The sequence below is a fragment of the Streptomyces sp. NPDC050085 genome, from assembly GCF_044460595.1.
In the GTDB taxonomy this organism is placed as follows: domain Bacteria; phylum Actinomycetota; class Actinomycetes; order Streptomycetales; family Streptomycetaceae; genus Streptomyces.
Genome location: NZ_JBITJZ010000006.1, coordinates 200,482 through 217,054, shown reverse-complemented (window position 1 = coordinate 217,054; position 16,573 = coordinate 200,482). Strand labels below are relative to the sequence as shown.

The following is a 16,573-nucleotide window of genomic DNA, read 5'->3' as shown; positions in this document are numbered from 1 at the left end:
TCAGAACGCGAATTGAATGCGAGTACGAGCGACTGTCAGCATCCGTTCATGGTCGCACAGAAGCCTCCGTCACGTGATGTCCGAAGCACGCCAACTCCCGTGCCGCACAAGCCGGTTGCGTATCCGCGGCGCTTTCGCGAGACCGAAGCCGTGAACCTGCGCATCGGCCGCCCGCTGCGGCTGCTGATCGGCCGGCGCGCCCCCGATCCCCAGGTGTTGGACACCATAGGGCGGCGGCTCATGACGCGCGACGAACCGGGGGCCGCCCTCGCGCGCGCCCTGCGGATCACCGACGCCACGGATCCGGACCGGGTGACCATGCGCCAGTTCCGGCGCGCGCTCGACGAGGGAATCGGCGCGCTGCCCGATGCCCCGAAGTCGCTGCGGGACTTCTTCGCCGTCGTCGAGGAGGTGCCGGACTGGGTGGACTTCGACCTGGTCGACGAGGGCGGCCGGGTGGCACGGCGGTTCGGCCGCAACTCCGCCGACGTGCTGCTGCAGTTGGCGCTGGTCGGCTCCTACCGGTTCGGCGGCCCGCCCGAGGTGCTCGTCGAGACCGGCGGCCTGACCGGAGGCTCCGCACTGCGCCGGCTCGCCGAGACACAGCAGTGGGCGACCGCCGTCAGCGGTGAGGGCGCGATGCGGCGCGACGGTGAGGGCTTCCGGCTCACCGTGCACGTACGACTCATGCACGCCCTGGTCAACCAGCAGGTGGAGCAGAACGGCCGCTGGGACAGCGGCCGCCTGGGACTTCCGGTGAACCAGTCGGACCTCGCGGCCACCCTCGGCCTGTTCAGCGGGGTGCAGCTGCTGGGCGTCCGGCTGCTCGGGGTGCGGGTCATCCGCGCCGACGCCCGGGCCCTGATGCACCTGTGGAAGTACGTCGGCCGGGTGATGGGCGTGGACGAGGACTGGCTGTACGACAGTGAGCGCCTCCAACACCACTTCAACTACCACCAGTTGATGACGCAGAGCTACGGCAGCGCGGCCGGTCCCGCACTGGCCGGAGCCGTCGTCGACGCCCAGGGCGCCCTGCACTTCGCGCACTTCGCCCGAGTGCGCCGCGCCTGCGCACGCGCCCGGCTGCTGAGCATGCTCCGCTACTTCATCGGCCGGCAGGGGATGCGGGACCTGCGGCTGCCGGTGGCGCTGCCCTGGGCCGTACCGCCCGTGGTGGCCGCCAACATCCTTCGCCACCACGTCCTGGGGCGTACGGCCGCGGGCCGCGAGCGACTCCTGCGCAGCGGTGACAAGTTCATCGCCCGGCACCTGCGGCAGTACTTCGGCGACTGAGTCGCGCGCCGCCACGCGAAGAAAGTTTCGGCGTATCGGAACGGTTTCCGCAGCCCAACCGGGTGGTGAGTGGTCTAGACCGCTAACGAGTCGCGGGACGGTTTACCGCGCCCGCGCGCCTGTGGCTCACTATGTCGTGTCCGTGTCAACGGACTCGGTGTCTCTCTCCCCCCACGACGCAGGAGGAAGCCGTGTTCTCCCACCGCCTGTCCCGCAGATCCACCCAGCGAAGACTCACCGCCGCAGGTGTCCTCGGTACGAGCGCCGCACTGCTGCTCAGCCTGATGTCCGGCACCGCCTCCTCGACACCGCTGCCGTCGAGCTCCGTCGTCCCGCTGGGCCAGGGCTACATGGGCGTGGGCTACGTCCAGGACAGCAAGGACTTCAAGGCGGACACCCGGCGGCTGGACCTCGACGCGAAGACCGACGCGAACCTGCTGGCCAACCCCGTGGGCATCGACGTCTCCAAGTGGCAGGGCGGCATCAACTGGAGCGCGGTCCGCGGCGCGGGCATCGAGTTCGCCTGGATGAAGGCCACCGAGGGCACCACGTACCGGGACCCCAACTTCAGCGCCAACTACCTGGGCGCCTACAACGCGGGCGTGATCCGCGGCGCGTACCACTTCGCCCGGCCCGACCTGTCCGGCGGCGCGGCGCAGGCCAACTACTTCGCCGACCACGGGGGCGCCTGGTCCCGCGACAACCTGACGCTGCCCGGCGTCCTGGACATCGAGGGCAGCTGCTACAGCAAGACGGCCGCGGCGATGCAGTCCTGGATCCTCGACTTCTACACCACGTACAAGGCCCGCACCGGCCGCGACGTCGTGATCTACACCAGCGCCAGTTGGTGGAACTCCTGCACCGGCGGCTGGAGCGGCATGTCCGCCAGGAGCCCCCTGTGGGTGGCCCACTGGACCTCGGCCGCCGCCCCCACCATCCCGCGCGGCTTCCCGTTCTGGACCGTCTGGCAGTACACGTCCACGGGTTCGGTCAGCGGCATCTCCGGGAACGTCGACCGCGACCGCTTCAGCGGCGACCGCTCGCGTCTGCTGGCCCTCGCCAACAACACTCCGTGACCGCAGGTACCACGACAGGGGCCGCGCCCCCGGCATGATCACCACCGCGGGTCGGAGCGGACCGACCGGCCTGCTTCGACCCGCAGTTCGTGAAGGAGCGCACCATGACGTCGAGTTCGACCCCCCAGCCCTTCAGCAGGCGCGGCGCTCTGCTCGCCGCGACGGCCGCACTCGCCGCCGGGCTGCGGCCGACGGGCCGGGCGGCCGCGGCCGAGCGCACGTCCGACGGGCCGACCGCCCTGACCCCGCAACAGCGAGCGGGGCAGCGCGTCATCCACTCCTACCCCGGACTCACGCCACCGGCCCACCTGTTGGACGCGATCAGCCAGGGACGTACGGCAGGGGTGATCTTCTTCGGGGAGAACATCCAGAGCCTCAGCCAGATCGCGGACGTCGTCCAGCAGTTGAAGGAAGCCCACGCCGCGGCTCCCGCGGGGGCGCCGCTGCTCCTGATGACGGACCAGGAGGGCGGCAAGGTGCGCCGCCTGCCCGGCGATCCGGTGCTGTCCGCGAAGGCCGTCGGGGCCTCCGCCGACCCGCGGGCCGCTGCCACGTCCGCCGGAACCGGTGCGGGCCTCAACCTCGCGGGCGTCGGCATGAACGTCAATCTGGCGCCCGTGCTCGACGTGTACCGCACGGCCGGGGACTTCACCGACCGCTACGAGCGCTCGTTCAGCAAGGATCCGGCGACCGTCAGCACGTGCGGCTCCGCCTTCATCACCGCACAGCAGGACCTCGGCGTGGCGGCCACCGCCAAGCACTTTCCCGGGCTCGGCCCCGCCACCACGAACCAGAACACCGACCTGGGGCCCGTCACCCTCACCACCTCCTCGTCCACCCTGCGCAGCGTGGACGAGGCGCCCTACCGGGCGGCGATCGCGGCAGGCACCGAACTCGTCATGCTGTCCTGGGCCGTCTACCGGTCACTGGACGCCACCCGGCCCGCGGGCCTGTCCCCGACCGTGGTCGCGGAGCTGCGCAACCGCCTCGGCTTCACGGGCGTGACGATCACCGACGCCCTGGAGGCCGGCGCCCTCCAGGCCTACGGCAGTACGGCGCAACGGGCGGTCCTGGCCGCGGCCGCCGGCATGGACCTGATCCTGTGCTCGGCCCGCGACACCGCCCAGGGCGACGAGGCGGTGACCGCACTGGGCGAGGCCCTCACGGCGGGAACGCTCGACGCCGCCGCCTTCGACGCGGCGGCCGCACGCATCAACTCCCTGCGGAGCGGCCTGTCCTGACAGGGCACCGGGCTTGCGGAACCGGTTCCTCCGGATTGTCAGTGGTGGGCGGCAGGATGGTGGGCATGACGACACCTTCTGCCGGTGCTGCCGGTTCCTTCGTGCTGCCCGATGCCACCGCGTACGCGAGCGCGGTGGAGCAGGCGCGGGCCGCGGCAGCCGCGTACTACGAGGGCGGGACCTCCGTGCTCGACGACGACGCGTACGACCGCCTGGTGCGGGCGATCACCGCGTACGAGGGCGAGCACCCCGACGAGGTGCTCGCCGACTCGCCCTCGGGGAAGGTCGCCGGGGGAGCGGTGGTGGGCGACGTGCCGCACACCGTACCGATGCTGAGCCTGGACAACGTGTTCTCCGACGAGGAGTTCACCACCTGGGCGGCCTCGCTGGAGCGGCGGATCGGACGGGCGGTGGCGAGCTGGAACGTACAGCCCAAGCTGGACGGCCTGGCGATCGCCGCCCGCTACGAGGACGGACGCCTCGCCCGGCTCGTCACGCGCGGCGACGGGACGGCCGGGGAGGACGTCTCGCACGCGATCGGCACCATCGAGGGCCTGCCCACCGCGCTCAGCCGGCCGGTCACCCTCGAGGTCCGCGGTGAGGTCCTGATGACCCACGCACAGTTCGAGTACGCCAACACCGTGCGCACCGAGCACGGAGGCGCCCCGTTCGCCAACCCGCGCAACGCCGCGGCCGGCACCCTGCGCGCCAAGGACCGCGCCTACACCGTGCCGATGACCTTCTTCTGCTACGGACTCCTGCCGCTGCCCGGCACCGACCAGGACCTGGCCGACGAGTTCGAGGCGGCCGCGCACGGCGCCGTCATGGACCGCGCGGCCGGGCTCGGCATCAACACCCCGGCCTCAACGGCCGTGCCCGGCACGGTGGTTGCGTCGGTCGACGAGGTGCACGCGCGCGTGAAGGAGATCGCCGCGCTCCGCGCCGAGCTGCCCTTCGGCATCGACGGGATCGTCGTCAAGGCCGACCTCGCCGCCGACCAGCAGCAGGCGGGCTCCGGTTCGCGGGCCCCGCGCTGGGCGGTCGCCTTCAAACTCCCGGCCGTCGAGAAGATCACCAAGCTGCTGGCGGTGGAGTGGAACGTGGGCCGCACCGGCATCGTCGCGCCGCGCGCCGTCCTGCAGCCGGTGGACATCGACGGGTCCACCGTGACCTTCGCGACCCTCCACAACCCCGCCGACATCACCCGCCGCGACCTGCGGCTCGGGGACCACGTCATGGTCTACAAGGCCGGTGACATCATCCCCCGCATCGAGGCACCCGTCGCCCACCTGCGGACCGGCGAGGAGACCGCGATCGTCTTCCCCGCAGAGTGCCCGCAGTGCGGCTCCGGCATCGACACGTCCGAGCAGCGCTGGCGGTGCGAACGCGGCCGCAACTGCCACCTGGTCGCCGCCCTCGCCTACGCGGCCGGACGCGACCAGCTCGACATCGAGGGACTCGGCCACTCCCGCGTCGTCCAACTCGTCGACGCCGGACTGGTCGAGAGCCTGCCCGACCTGTTCGACCGCCTCACCCGGGACCAACTCCTGGGCCTGGAACGCATGGGGGAGACCAGCACCGACAACCTGCTCGCCGCGCTCGACCGGGCGAGGAGACAGCCGCTGTCACGGGTGCTGTGCGCACTGGGCGTCCGCGGCACCGGCCGCTCCATGTCGCGGCGGATCGCCCGCCACTTCGCCACCATGGACGCGATCCGGGCCGCGGACGCCGAGGCCATGCAGCAGGTCGAGGGCATCGGCGTGGAGAAGGCCCCGGTCATCGTCGCCGAACTCGCCGAACTCGCCGGGCAGATCGACCGCCTCGCCGCGGCCGGACTGTCCATGACCGAGCCCGGCGCGACCCCGCCCGCCGCGCCCGCCGAGGACGCGGACACCCCCGAAGACGCCGCGGCGACCGGCCCGTTGGCGGGGATGAAGGTGGTGGTGACGGGGGCGATGACCGGCCCGCTGGAGAGCCTGTCCCGCAACCAGATGAACGAATTGGTCGAGCGCGCCGGCGGCAAGTCGTCCGGAAGCGTCTCGAAGAACACCAGCCTCGTCGTCGCCGGCGAGGGCGCGGGAGCGAAGCGGGCCAAGGCGGAGGCGCTGGGCGTCCGCCTGATGACACCGGACGAGTTCGCCGAGCTCGTGTCCGATCTGCTCGGCTGACCGTGGACGGCTGGTCGACGCGCGTGCGCGCGCACGCGCGTCCGCGCTCCGGCAAGCCGGTGACTTCCGTTCGAGCGCGCCGGTGAGCACGGCGATGAGGGCCTCGCGCAGACGATCGTGGACGACCAAACCGCGACGTGATCCTGCCATGACGATGGTGTGGCTCCGGGCGCGCTGCTGGCCTCGGTCGCGGCGGACGAGGCCTGGCGGCGTTTCCTGCCCGGGTCCTGCCCGGGTACGCCCCGCCGCCCGTACCGGAGGTCCGTGCTGCTCTGGAACCGGTGGAGACGCACGAGGCGGCCGCGTTCCTGGCGCGGCTCGCGGCCGTCGACCTGCTGTGGCCGAGCCATCGGCACCTGCCCATCGAGACCGCCGAGCGAGCGGCGGAGCAGGCGGTCTCCCCGCTCGGACCGGAGGCCGGCTGGCGGACCAGCCACGACATCGCATGCGGCGCGGTGAACGAAGTCACCCCACTGTTCGACAGCTTGTCGGCCGGGACGGACGGTGAACCCTCCGCGCCGGCCCTTCAGGCCGCCGACGATCGAGGTCAGCAGGGCCGATTCGGCCGCACGCTGACGCTGAGACGGGCACGGCACCGGCTGGCCTACTGCAAGGCCTTGCGTTCTTCGGCCGTCAGGCCGCGGAGCGTCCACAGCCCGTACAGCGCCAGCAACGGCTTGCCCGCCATCCACTCGCCGGGGCGGTAGTCGTCCGCTCGTACGAGCTTCTCCGCGAGATCAGGGCGCTGCCGCCGCAAGTACGCCCGGGCCTTGAGCGCGTGGGCCGGCTGCGAGGCGATCTTGATGCGGTCCACGTCCTCCAGGAGCGGGATCACGTTCGTGATGTTCTCCCACGTCGTCGCGCTCCGGTCCTCGACGAGCACCTTGCCGTCGAACTCCAGCACCGACTTCGCGTAGTCGGCCATCAGCCGGGCCTCTGCGACGGCGCCACCGGTCTTGCCACCGCTGAAGATCACGCGCGTGTCACGTGCACGGTCGGCGACAACGGACCTGATTCCGGCACGGACTCGCCAGCGGTTGATGAAGTTCGCCGTCGGCCGGGGATTTCGATACCCGAGGACGACCACGGCTTCGGACGCGCCCACCCGGCTTCCCAAAAGGGCGCGGGACCAACGCCAGTTCACCCACTCGCCCCAGGCCAGCGCCGCAGCCGCAGCCATGGCAAGTCCCGTCCTTCGTCGCATGCCGTGACTGTAGGGCACCGCTGCGCCTGTGGAAGGACTCGTCCGCCGGGAGCCCTTCGCCCGCGTCCTCGGCGTGGCCCTCTCCGGCCGCGGACGGTGGTGCGAAGGCGGACGACGGTGGTTCGGCTTCCGGCGGGGACGCCAAGGGCGGGGCAACCGCGAACGGGGCGAGGGGGACCGGCGTCAAGGTCACGCAAGGACGCCGACAACACCTCGAACCCCGTCGAGCGCGGCCCCGCTCAACCGCGAGTCACCGTCCTGAAGCCGGGCGACGGCCTGAGCGCGACGCCACATCCCCCTTCGGCGAGGTCTATTGACCGGAGCCGGAGGGGGCCGTACGCACGGCCCGGTGCGGTCCGGTGTCGACCTGGTGCGTGATGAAGGCGTCGATGGCCCGCACCGAACGCATGTCCTCCGCGTCGAGGACGTACCCGTAGTGGTCCACCCCGTACCGCTCGGTGATCCACGAGACGAGCTGCATGACGCCGATGCTGTCGAGCATCCCGTGCTCCAGGAGGTCCAGGTCCGGATCGAGTGCTGTCGCCGGCGTCTTGCCCAAGGTGGCCAGAAAATCTGTGATCGCGTCGGCGTATCGCACCGGGACTCCTCCGTGTACCTGGATCGCTCCGGGAACCGGCCGCACGCAGGGTGCTGCCCATTTTCCCGGCACCTTCGGCAAGGCTATTCCGGCCTCCTCGATTCTGAGTTGAATCCGAATTGAGTTCAGGTTGATTAAGTTCTCGCTGGAAGTCTTCTGGAGCATGGATGTAGGCCAGGGTTTCACTCTCTTGCGGCCGTGTAGGTGGTGCGCCAAAGTGTTCGGCGGGCCGAATTCCATTCCGGGATAATCGGCATTGATTCCCAAAGGAGTTTCTCATGTCCGAGAGCGCGGGAAAGGGTACTGCGATGGACGGCTGGGACGGCGAGATCGCCGAGAACATCGCGGCCGACTGGGACGGTGAGGTGGCTGCGGACGTATCGGCCGACTGGGACGGCGAAGTGGCCGCGAACGTCTCGGCCGACTGGGACAGCGAGGCCGACCTGGCCGCGCAAGCGGCGCTCAAGAGCGACCTGAACAGCGATGGGACCCTCGCGGAGTGAGTCAGCGCTGGGGCGCGGGAGTGCCTCGCGTTCCAGCCTCCCGCAACGCGAAATGATGTCCGCCTCCGCGTATTTGAACACGCGCGATATCGGTGGAATTCGCCTGCCCGGCGGGCTCCATATCGCTCCCGGCGCAGTATTTCGAACGGCTGCCGAGGAATCCGTACTTCCTGAAGTCGTCCTGGACCTGGCCCGGGACATCGAGGGGGAACGGCTCGCGGACGGTGGGGCCGGCACTCCTCGACACGTGCACTTCCTCGATCTGCGGTCACCGTCGGAGCGGAACGGGCGTTCGCCCCGCACGCCGCGCGACACGGTAAGGGTGCACCGACTGCCGCTCCGTGACCCCGACGACCGCCGCGTCCCACCCTCGGACCGCGGCCCTGAGTACTTCGCCGAGCAGTACGTACGCATGCTGCCGGCGGCCGGGACGGTGGTGGCAAGGGTGCTCGAACTGGTGGCCTCGGACACGGGACCGGTCGTCGTCGGCTGCCGCCTAGGCAAGGACCGGACCGGACTGGTCGTGCTCGTGCTGCTGTCCGTGCTGGGTGCCTCGGACCGCGACAACCGTGCGGAGTTCGGGCGCACCGGCCAGGCGCTCGCCCGGCGCCGTGACTGGCTCGACCGCTACGCCGCGCGCCGCGGGGAGACACCCGCCGACGTGCTGCGCCGCTGCCACCTGCCACCCGGCGTTCCCCAGCACGTGCTGGACGTCCTGCACCTGCGCGCCGCATGGAACCCGGCAGCGCCCACTTCCTGGCCGGCCATCGACGCGACGGTGCTGCGACGAGCGCACGACCGGCTCACGCAACCGAGAGGTGAACGTACGTGAAGGTCCTAGTCATGTGGCCGCCGCACGTCCCGAGCTACTTCAACGCGGGGCACCACATCAGCACGTTCCTGACGGCCGGCCATCTGCGCACGCTGCCCGAGGTCGACCAGGTGCGCGCCGTCGACGCGGGCGCGTTGAACCACACCTGGAAAGAGATCGGCGACCTGCTCTACCAGGAGCAGGCGGACGTGCTCGCCGTCATCAACGACTTCGACAACGTCGACGACCTGCCGCGGCTGCTGAACTACGTGCGCACACTGTCCCCCGGCACCCGGGTGGTCACCGCCGGACGGCTGAGCACCCAGGCACCCCGCTCCTTCGACGCCTACGACCTGGACGCGATCGTCGTCAGCGGCGACCCCGAGGCGGGCGTCGCCGCGTACGTCCGCCACCTCGCGGGCACGCGGGAGGCACCGCTGCCCGGTGTTGTGCTGCGCGGCCAGGACCCCCACGAGGTGCCGGCCGGAGTGTTCCTGCCGGCGTCCGAGTGGGTCCTGCCCGACGTCGAGGAGATCCCGTACGACGCCTACGAGCGCATGTACCAGCGCGACCAGAACAAGTTCTGCGGCATCCCGCAGCGGCGCGAACTGGTGGTCCCGGCGTCCCGCGGCTGCCCGGTGAACTGCTCGTTCTGCGAAGTGCCCACGTTCCAGGGGCTGCGGGACCGCAGGCTGACCGTGGAGCGGACCGTCGCCTACATCCGTGACAGCTTCGCCGCGCACCCCTTCGAGTACGTGGCGTTCTACGCGCCCACCTTCACGCTCGACCGCAAATGGACCGAGCAGCTGTGCCGTGAACTGATCGAGCTGGGCAGCCCCTACCCGTGGAAGTGCGCCACCACCATGGCCCACCTCAGCGAGCCGCTGCTCGAAGCCATGGCCGCGTCGGGGTGCGTACGCGTCAGCGTCGGGGTGGAGACCCTCGATCCGGCAGGCCACGCGTCGCTGCCCCGGCTCAAGCGGATGGAGCAGGAACGCTACGACCGGTTCGCCGCGGCCTGTTCGCGGCTCGGCATCGAACTGAACTGCTTCGTCATCGTGGGGCTCCCCGGGACGACGGCCGAGGGCACCGAGGACACCGTGCGCACCATTCGCGAGGCCGCGGGCCGGGTCCGGCCGACGGTGTACTCCTCGATGGACCGGCTGCGCGCGGCGACGAGCCCCGCGGCGGCGTCGGCGTTCAACCGGCAGCTCCTGCACCCGGACGAGGCCCCGGACCAGCAGGCCGCGCACCGTCTGTACGGCCTGGTCTACGGCCGGGAGGACTGGGTCACCCCGGTCGCCGACCGCATCCCGCAGCGACTGGAGCAGGTGCGATGAGCGTCGCGAGCGGAACCCGACTGCGGTGGCCCGAGGCGGTGGTGCGCGACCGGCGCAGCGCCGACCCGCGCGTGAACCTGAGCTCCAACGAGCTCAACCACCCGTGGACCGCGGCGTTGGTGGGGGAGATGGTCGACGGGTTCGACCCGGCCGCGCTCACCCCGTACCCGGTGCAGGAACCCGCGGCGACGGCAGCGGGCCGACTGCTCGGGTTCCCCGCGCACCAACTGCTGCTGTCCGCCGGTTCCGACGCCGCGATCCGGCTCCTGCTGACCGCGCTGCGCGGCGCGTTCCCCGGAGGCCTGCTGCTGCAGGAGCCCAACTACGAGGCGTGGACGCAGGCCGTGGACGCCGCGCTGTGGCCGCTGCGCAGGGTGGCCTCGGCGGACGGCAGCGCCGAGGGATCCTTGGCGGCGCTCCTGGACGCCGCCGCGGCCGCGGAACCCTCCCTGGTCGTGGTGTCCTGGCCCAACGGCCCCGCCGGCTACACCCCGGAACCGGAACACCTCGCCCACCTGTCGGCGCTGTGCCGCAGCCGAGGCCATCTGCTCGTCGTGGACGGCTGCTACGCCGGGTTCGCCGGCAGCCCCCTGGACCTGGCCCGGCTGGCCGACGAGCACTGCCTGGTGCTGCTGAGCTGGTCGAAGATGTTCGGCTTCGCCGGAGGCCGGCTCGCCGTCGCGTGCGGCGGCACCGACCTGGTGCACTGGCTCCGTGCGGCCCGCCAGGAGGACCACGTCGGCGCCCTCGCCCTGCACGCCCTGTCCCGTACCGACCGGGTGTACGACCGCTTCACCCACGTGTGGCAGGACATCGCCACCACACGGGAGTCGATTCGCCTCCGGCTGGCCGCTCGCGGCCATCACACGCCGGAATCCGGCGGGAACTTCCTGCACCTGCCGCGCCCCACCGCCGCATCCGCCGCGGCGCTGACGGCCGGCCTCGACCGCAGCGGCTACCGCGTACGCGACATGGGGCTCACCACCGGCCTGCACCACCACGTGCGGTTCACCGTGGCGCACGGACCGGTCGGCCGGCAGTTCGTCGACTGCCTGATGCGGCACCTCGCAGAGATCGGCACGGCATGACCGACGTCAGCACCGGCCCGGCCGCCGTCCGTACGGGCCACCACTGGTCGCAGGTGGCCGAGCGGTACGGCCTCGACCCCGTGCCCGCACCGTCCGCCGCCCCGGCGGTCCTGCCGATGCTCTGCCCCGCATCGGCGCCGGAACCCGACTGCGCGCCGGGCGACCTCAACGGTCTCTACCGGATGTTGCAGGCCCACGTCGACGGAGACCTCGGCCTCGGCGCGGAAGGAGTCCGCTTCGTCCGCGCCAAGGGCCGGCACGCACACGCAGCCCAGTGGGTCCACGACACGCTGCTCATCGACGCGCTGCACTCCACCGTCGTGCTGGACGGCGAGGACCTCGCACCGGACCGCGCCACCCTGCGCCGTGTACTGACCGAGGGGGTGCGCCGGCTCCTCGTCGTCGCCCACGGCGACGGCGGCCACCTCGCCCTCGGACCCCTCGTCGTGTGCGGCCTGTACACCCCGGTCGAACGGGACCTGGTGTCCGGAGCGCCGCTCGAACGCGGCTGCCGGGCAGGCATCTCGTGCAAGCGGGCACGCCACCACGACGACGTGCTGCTGTGCCGGGACATCAAGGCGGGCAGCGTCGTCCTCGTTGCCTGCAAGGCCGGATCGATCATCGATCCCGCCTTTCCCTCCACCACCAACGTCGTCGTCGGATTCCTCGACGGGTACGCCGCCACGGTCGTGGCACCGCCGGGCAACGCAGCCGCCTCACCGGCCATCACCCAGGGCCTGCACGCGATGCTGCGGGACGCCCCGTTGAGTGACGTCCGCGACTACCTCGACGACGTCTCGGGCCGCGGCCGCGTCCACTACCGGCTCTTCGGCAGCGCCCCGGACGCCCCCGCCGACACCGCCGCCACCGCCGACCGCGCCACCGCGTACGCCGGTCGAGGCGTGGCGGTGCACCGCCTGCCCCAACCCCCGGACGGCACACGCCACTTCGCCCTGCGCAGGTCGGACGACACGCCCCTGCGCCCCGGTGTCGACAGCGCCTACGGCGGCAGCCACCTCGTGCTGCCCGACGGCCTTCCGAGCGACGTCGTGGACCTCGTCTCCGCCTGGGAGCCGCGCGCCGCCGACCTGGACGGCCACCGCGCGGACCTGGAACGGATGCGCCTCGTGTACGGGCAACTGACGGCCGCGCTCATCTCGTCGCCCGCCCGCCGCCAGGCACTCGAACTGGGTGAACGCCTGGCCGGGCTGCGCCATCGGCACGAGGCCTCCCGCCTGACCGCGATACGCCGCCTGGCGGGTGGATCCGCCCACGGACTCGTCACGCATCCCGGCGGTCACGAGGCGACCCGCCAACTGCTCGACGACTGGGGCGAGTCCGTCGCCGAGACCCTGCACCTGCTCCTCACCCAGCAGGACCCGGCCGACCTGCTGACCTCCGCCATGTGGGCCCAGCACGAGCGGCACGGGCAGGAGGCCTGCGAGGTGTGCGGCCGGCGCATGCACGTCCTCGCCTTCCGCGACCTGCTCGGCAGCACGGGCAGCCTGCGCCACGACTGCCCGCACTGCGGAAGCCGCCGGGTCACCCCGGACAGCACGGACTCCTTCGTCACCTTCCGCCTCATCACCGGTCGCGATGCGGCCCTCGAGGTCAACCCGGAGACGGCGCACGGCTCCTGCCACGTCATCTGGCAGGCCACGTTCAAGAACAGCGCCGCGGCCGCACCCGTGCGCCGCGCCAGGCTCGGCAACACCCCGGAGCGGCTGCCCCTGGAGGTGCCCGAGGACGTCACCGACCAACTGCACACGATCAAGGCCGCCGTGGTCAGCGGCAGCCAGATGTGGTCCTGGCGCACCCGTTGGAGGGTCCGGTGAACCGTCTTCCCGCGGCTCCTCCCGTACCGGCCCCCGCACCCGGGGAACGGCACACATTTCCTTACCCCCACGTCGAGTTCGGCCCCGGAACCCTGCTCGGCGCCGACACCACGGCCCGCCTCACGGCCACGTACCCCGCGCACCTGCTGACCACCGCCACGCATCGCAGCGGCGGGTCCAAGACGTACACGGTCAACGCCCTGAACCTGCACCACCGCGGCACGACCACCCCCGAACTGGACCGTCTCGACCCCGTCTGGCGTGCCGTGGTGGACCGCCTGACCGACCCCGGGTACAGCCGGCACATGCTGCGCCTGCTCGGCCTTCCCGCCGTGCCGGTCGACATGGAGGTGCGCCTGACCGAGTACCGCCGCGGCGGCTGGATGTCCCGCCACACCGATCGCACCGACAAGGCGTTCTCGCAGAACGTCTATCTCTGCCCCGGCTGGCAGCCGCACTGGGGCGGCGGCCTCGGCCTGTACGCGACGGCCACCGCGGCCGAGCCCGTGAAGACGTTCGTCCCCGCCCACGGCAACTCCCTGGCCTTCGCCCGCTCCGACGCGTCCTGGCACGAGGTGTTCCCCGTCGACGCCCGGGCCGCGGCGCCGCGCCGCGCCCTGCTCCTGCACGCCTACTGGGCCGACGGCCGGGAGGCGCCGTGCGGGTCGTGATCGTCGGCCCGCCGGGCGCAGGCAAGAGCCGCCTGGCCGCCGCACTCGCGGCCCGCTCCGCGCTGCCCCTCCACGACCTCGACGACCTGTACTGGGGCAGCGACTGGACCCGCCCGACCGCCGGCGAGTGGCGTGCACGCCAGCGGCGGGTCACCGGCGGGGACAGCTGGATCATCGCCGGGAACTTCCAGCCGACCCTGGACCTCCGGCTGCGCCGCGCCACCCACGTCGTCGTCGTCGACCCCGGCCCCGCCGTGTGCCTGTGGCGTCTGATGCGCCGCACGCTCGGCATCTACCTCGGCCGGACGCAGGACCTGCCCCGGCAACTGCGTGCCGCAGGCCGCATGAAGGCCGGCCGGGGCATCACGAAGATCGCCCGGACCGCGCTGCGCTACCGGCGCATCGACCTGCCCGCCACCCGCCGTCTGGCCGACACCCACCGACTGCACCCGCTGGTCGTCGGGCGCGCCCCGGACCTGGCCACCCTCCTCTCCCACCTCGCCCCCCAGGAGCACGGCATGCCCTCGACCGCGCGGACGGGAAGCCGTCCGAGCCCCCCGGCCACCACAACTCCCGAGCCCGCCACGGCACTTGTGCCTCCGCGCGCCGTGGCGTTCGACTTCTTCGGCACCCTGGGCCGCTGGCAGCCCGGCACCGTCGGCAGCCCGGCCCAGGTGCTGTACGACTTGGCTCCCGACCGCGCGGGAATGGACACCCGGCACCTGGTCAGCCTGGTGGAGGGGCAGAACGGCACGGCCCAGAGCGATGCTCCGGTCACCGCCGAGGCCTACGCCCAGTGGGAGGAGCAGAGCTGGCGTGCCGCCGCCGACTACGCCCAAGTGCCCCTCACCCAGGACCTGTTGGCGAGACTGCGCGCCGTCATCGACGACCGCAGGCTCGAACTCTTCCCCGACGTGCTCCCGGCCCTGCGCGCCCTGCACGACCAGGGCATCCCGTGGGTCCTGTGCTCCAACGCGTCTCCCGACGTGGAGGGCAAGCTCCACGACCTGCTCGAGCCTCAACTGCGGCCGCTGGCCTGCGTGGTGTCCTGGCGGGTCGGCGCCCGCAAGCCGCACCCGAACATGTTCACCGCCGCCCTGCGCTCGCTCGCCCCGCTCGCCGCGGCGGAGGTTCTCTTCGTCGGCGACCGCTACGACTGCGACGTCGCCGGACCACGCGAACACGGCTTTCGGACCGCGTTCCTGGACCGCGCCGGAGACACGCCGCTCACCGACGCCGACCGTGCCCGCACCGCGGTGTGGAGCGATCTGAACTCCCTGGCCGAACTCGTGCGCCGGCCCACCCACACCTCGACGAAAGGCGGAGAACACCGTGAGCACTGACGTCTTCTCGCTTTCCCCCACGCCGGCTCAGGACCGCCTCACGGTGCGCGGCGGCAACCCCGTACACGGTCGCGTACAGGTCTCCGGCTTCAAGCACGTCATGGTGCTCGCCGTCGCCTACGCCATCGGCTCCGAGCGGCGCACCGTCCTCACCAACGTGCCGGACATCCTGGAAACCCACACGTACCTGGAGCTGCTGCCCCAACTGGGCGTCAGCACCTCGCAGGCGGGATCCAGCCTGGTCCTCGCGCCCGGCGCCGCGCCGTCCGCCGACGACCCGACCGCATCCGGCGGCGCCATGCTGCCGCAGGCGGCGGAGGGCATCCACGGCAGCCTGTACCTGTTGCCCCCGCTCCTCGCCCGCCGGGGCAGGGTCGGCTTCTCCGGATTCGGCGGCTGTCCCATCGGCAGCGCACGCGACCGCGGAGCCCGGCCCTGGCGCCACATCGTCCGCGTACTGGAACGGTTCGGAGCCCGCTTCGACGCCGCGCTCAGCGAGCTGACCCTGCCCGAACGCGGCTACCGCGCCACCGAGTTGGACCTCGGCCACTTCGCCGACGACCAGACGCGGCTGACCGGGCCCGAGTACTCCGGAGCGACCAAGGCCGCCGTGCTCGCCGCCGCGTTCGCCGACGGAACCACCGTGCTGCGCCGCCCGTACCGGAAGGCGGAAGTGGAGTCGCTGCTGCGCCTGCTGGAACAGGACGGCGTGCACGTCCTGCGGGCCGACGACCGCATCGAGATCACCCCGCGGCCTGCGCACCGTCAGGACCTGCTCACCTACGACCTGCCGCCGGACCTGCTCGAAGTGGTCACGTGGGCCACCGTCGCCGCCGTCACCGGCGGCGAGATCCACCTGTCCAACGTGTCCGGCGACACCCTGCGCGACGGGCTGAACCCGGAGTACGAGCTGTGGCGAAGCGCCGGCCTGGAGTTCACCGAGACGGCGGGCGGCATCACCGTGAGCGCCCCGCGCGACGGCGCCTTCGGCCCGCTGCCCGAGATCCGGGTCGACCCCGCGTCCATCTACAGCGACTCCCAGCCCCTGTTCACCGTCCTCGCCACCCGGTGCCCCGGGCCCACCCGGATCGTCGACGGGGTGTGGAAGGGCCGCTACAACCACCTCGACGGACTCGCGGCGCTGGGCGCGGACGTCCACGGCACGTCCGACGGGATCGTCGTCGGCGCCGCACCACTGGAGGTTCCCGCCGGGGGAGTGCAGGTCCACGCCACCGACCTGCGCTGTGCCGCGGCCCTCGTGGTGGCGGCCCTGGCCGCGGACGGCGGACCGGTTCGGATCACCGGCACGCACCACCTCAACCGCGGTTACGACCACCTGCCGCAGAAGCTCGCCGACTGCCTCGTGGACGCGCCGCTGCTTCCGTCGGTCCGCTGAACCCAG

Annotated in this window: 14 protein-coding genes; 12 read left to right on the top strand and 2 right to left on the bottom strand. The window is 72.0% G+C overall.

Going from position 1 to position 16,573, the window contains the following annotated elements:
* Positions 1–150 precede the first annotated feature (150 nt).
* From ACIBUY_RS24045 to ligA, 4 genes are all read left to right on the top strand, one after another.
* Positions 151–1,293 carry an oxygenase MpaB family protein gene (locus ACIBUY_RS24045; protein WP_399153635.1) on the top strand — a complete coding sequence of 381 codons (1,143 nt, stop codon included), beginning with the start codon at positions 151–153 and terminating at the stop codon, positions 1,291–1,293.
* A gap of 191 nt (positions 1,294–1,484) precedes the next feature.
* Positions 1,485–2,369 (top strand): GH25 family lysozyme, encoded by an 885-nt coding sequence (locus ACIBUY_RS24040; RefSeq protein ID WP_399153634.1) that lies wholly within the window; start codon positions 1,485–1,487, stop codon positions 2,367–2,369.
* A 104-nt stretch (positions 2,370–2,473) separates the two neighbouring features.
* Complete coding sequence (locus ACIBUY_RS24035; protein ID WP_399153633.1) at positions 2,474–3,610, top strand: glycoside hydrolase family 3 N-terminal domain-containing protein; 1,137 nt, start codon at positions 2,474–2,476, stop codon at positions 3,608–3,610.
* Positions 3,611–3,675: 65 nt separating this feature from the next.
* Positions 3,676–5,778 carry an NAD-dependent DNA ligase LigA gene (gene ligA, locus ACIBUY_RS24030; RefSeq protein WP_399153632.1) on the top strand — a complete coding sequence of 701 codons (2,103 nt, stop codon included), beginning with the start codon at positions 3,676–3,678 and terminating at the stop codon, positions 5,776–5,778.
* Between the two features lie 604 nt (positions 5,779–6,382).
* Here the strand turns inward: ligA and ACIBUY_RS24025 are convergent.
* Positions 6,383–6,982, bottom strand: coding sequence for a YdcF family protein (locus ACIBUY_RS24025; protein WP_399153631.1), 600 nt, complete (start codon positions 6,980–6,982; stop codon positions 6,383–6,385).
* Positions 6,983–7,292: 310 nt separating this feature from the next.
* Positions 7,293–7,580, bottom strand: coding sequence for an acyl carrier protein (locus ACIBUY_RS24020; RefSeq protein ID WP_399153630.1), 288 nt, complete (start codon positions 7,578–7,580; stop codon positions 7,293–7,295).
* Between the two features lie 278 nt (positions 7,581–7,858).
* On the opposite strand from ACIBUY_RS24020, the gene ACIBUY_RS24015 reads away from it, so the two are divergent.
* Genes ACIBUY_RS24015 through ACIBUY_RS23980 form a run of 8 tightly spaced genes read left to right on the top strand, consistent with a single transcriptional unit; the run spans position 7,859 to position 16,567 of the window.
* Positions 7,859–8,083, top strand: coding sequence for a hypothetical protein (locus ACIBUY_RS24015; protein WP_399153629.1), 225 nt, complete (start codon positions 7,859–7,861; stop codon positions 8,081–8,083).
* Positions 8,064–8,915 carry a tyrosine-protein phosphatase gene (locus tag ACIBUY_RS24010; RefSeq protein ID WP_399153628.1) on the top strand — a complete coding sequence of 284 codons (852 nt, stop codon included), beginning with the start codon at positions 8,064–8,066 and terminating at the stop codon, positions 8,913–8,915. The genes ACIBUY_RS24015 and ACIBUY_RS24010 overlap by 20 nt, the downstream gene beginning before the upstream one ends.
* An 11-nt stretch (positions 8,916–8,926) precedes the next feature.
* Positions 8,927–10,234, top strand: coding sequence for a B12-binding domain-containing radical SAM protein (locus tag ACIBUY_RS24005; protein ID WP_399153627.1), 1,308 nt, complete (start codon positions 8,927–8,929; stop codon positions 10,232–10,234).
* Positions 10,231–11,322: an aminotransferase class I/II-fold pyridoxal phosphate-dependent enzyme gene (locus ACIBUY_RS24000; RefSeq protein WP_399153626.1), complete on the top strand. Its 1,092-nt coding sequence runs from the start codon at positions 10,231–10,233 to the stop codon at positions 11,320–11,322. The genes ACIBUY_RS24005 and ACIBUY_RS24000 overlap by 4 nt, the downstream gene beginning before the upstream one ends.
* The gene (locus ACIBUY_RS23995; RefSeq protein ID WP_399153625.1) at positions 11,319–13,157 is read left to right on the top strand and encodes a hypothetical protein; all 1,839 of its coding nucleotides are present in this window, start codon (positions 11,319–11,321) and stop codon (positions 13,155–13,157) included. Before ACIBUY_RS24000 ends, ACIBUY_RS23995 begins: the two co-directional genes overlap by 4 nt.
* Positions 13,154–13,828 carry a 2OG-Fe(II) oxygenase family protein gene (locus tag ACIBUY_RS23990; RefSeq protein ID WP_399153624.1) on the top strand — a complete coding sequence of 225 codons (675 nt, stop codon included), beginning with the start codon at positions 13,154–13,156 and terminating at the stop codon, positions 13,826–13,828. The genes ACIBUY_RS23995 and ACIBUY_RS23990 overlap by 4 nt, the downstream gene beginning before the upstream one ends.
* Complete coding sequence (locus tag ACIBUY_RS23985; RefSeq protein ID WP_399153623.1) at positions 13,816–15,171, top strand: HAD-IA family hydrolase; 1,356 nt, start codon at positions 13,816–13,818, stop codon at positions 15,169–15,171. Before ACIBUY_RS23990 ends, ACIBUY_RS23985 begins: the two co-directional genes overlap by 13 nt.
* Positions 15,161–16,567: a hypothetical protein gene (locus ACIBUY_RS23980; protein WP_399153622.1), complete on the top strand. Its 1,407-nt coding sequence runs from the start codon at positions 15,161–15,163 to the stop codon at positions 16,565–16,567. Before ACIBUY_RS23985 ends, ACIBUY_RS23980 begins: the two co-directional genes overlap by 11 nt.
* Positions 16,568–16,573: the final 6 nt, after the last annotated feature.

Bases quoted from the DNA above. Each gene is read 5' to 3' on its own strand.
- ACIBUY_RS24035 (WP_399153633.1), top strand. From the start codon at position 2,474: ATGACGTCGAGTTCGACCCCCCAGCCCTTCAGCAGGCGCGGCGCTCTG.
- ligA (WP_399153632.1), top strand. From the start codon at position 3,676: ATGACGACACCTTCTGCCGGTGCTGCCGGTTCCTTCGTGCTGCCCGAT.
- ACIBUY_RS24025 (WP_399153631.1), bottom strand. From the start codon at position 6,982: ATGCGACGAAGGACGGGACTTGCCATGGCTGCGGCTGCGGCGCTGGCC.
- ACIBUY_RS24015 (WP_399153629.1), top strand. From the start codon at position 7,859: ATGTCCGAGAGCGCGGGAAAGGGTACTGCGATGGACGGCTGGGACGGC.
- ACIBUY_RS24010 (WP_399153628.1), top strand. From the start codon at position 8,064: ATGGGACCCTCGCGGAGTGAGTCAGCGCTGGGGCGCGGGAGTGCCTCG.
- ACIBUY_RS24005 (WP_399153627.1), top strand. From the start codon at position 8,927: ATGTGGCCGCCGCACGTCCCGAGCTACTTCAACGCGGGGCACCACATC.
- ACIBUY_RS24000 (WP_399153626.1), top strand. From the start codon at position 10,231: ATGAGCGTCGCGAGCGGAACCCGACTGCGGTGGCCCGAGGCGGTGGTG.
- ACIBUY_RS23995 (WP_399153625.1), top strand. From the start codon at position 11,319: ATGACCGACGTCAGCACCGGCCCGGCCGCCGTCCGTACGGGCCACCAC.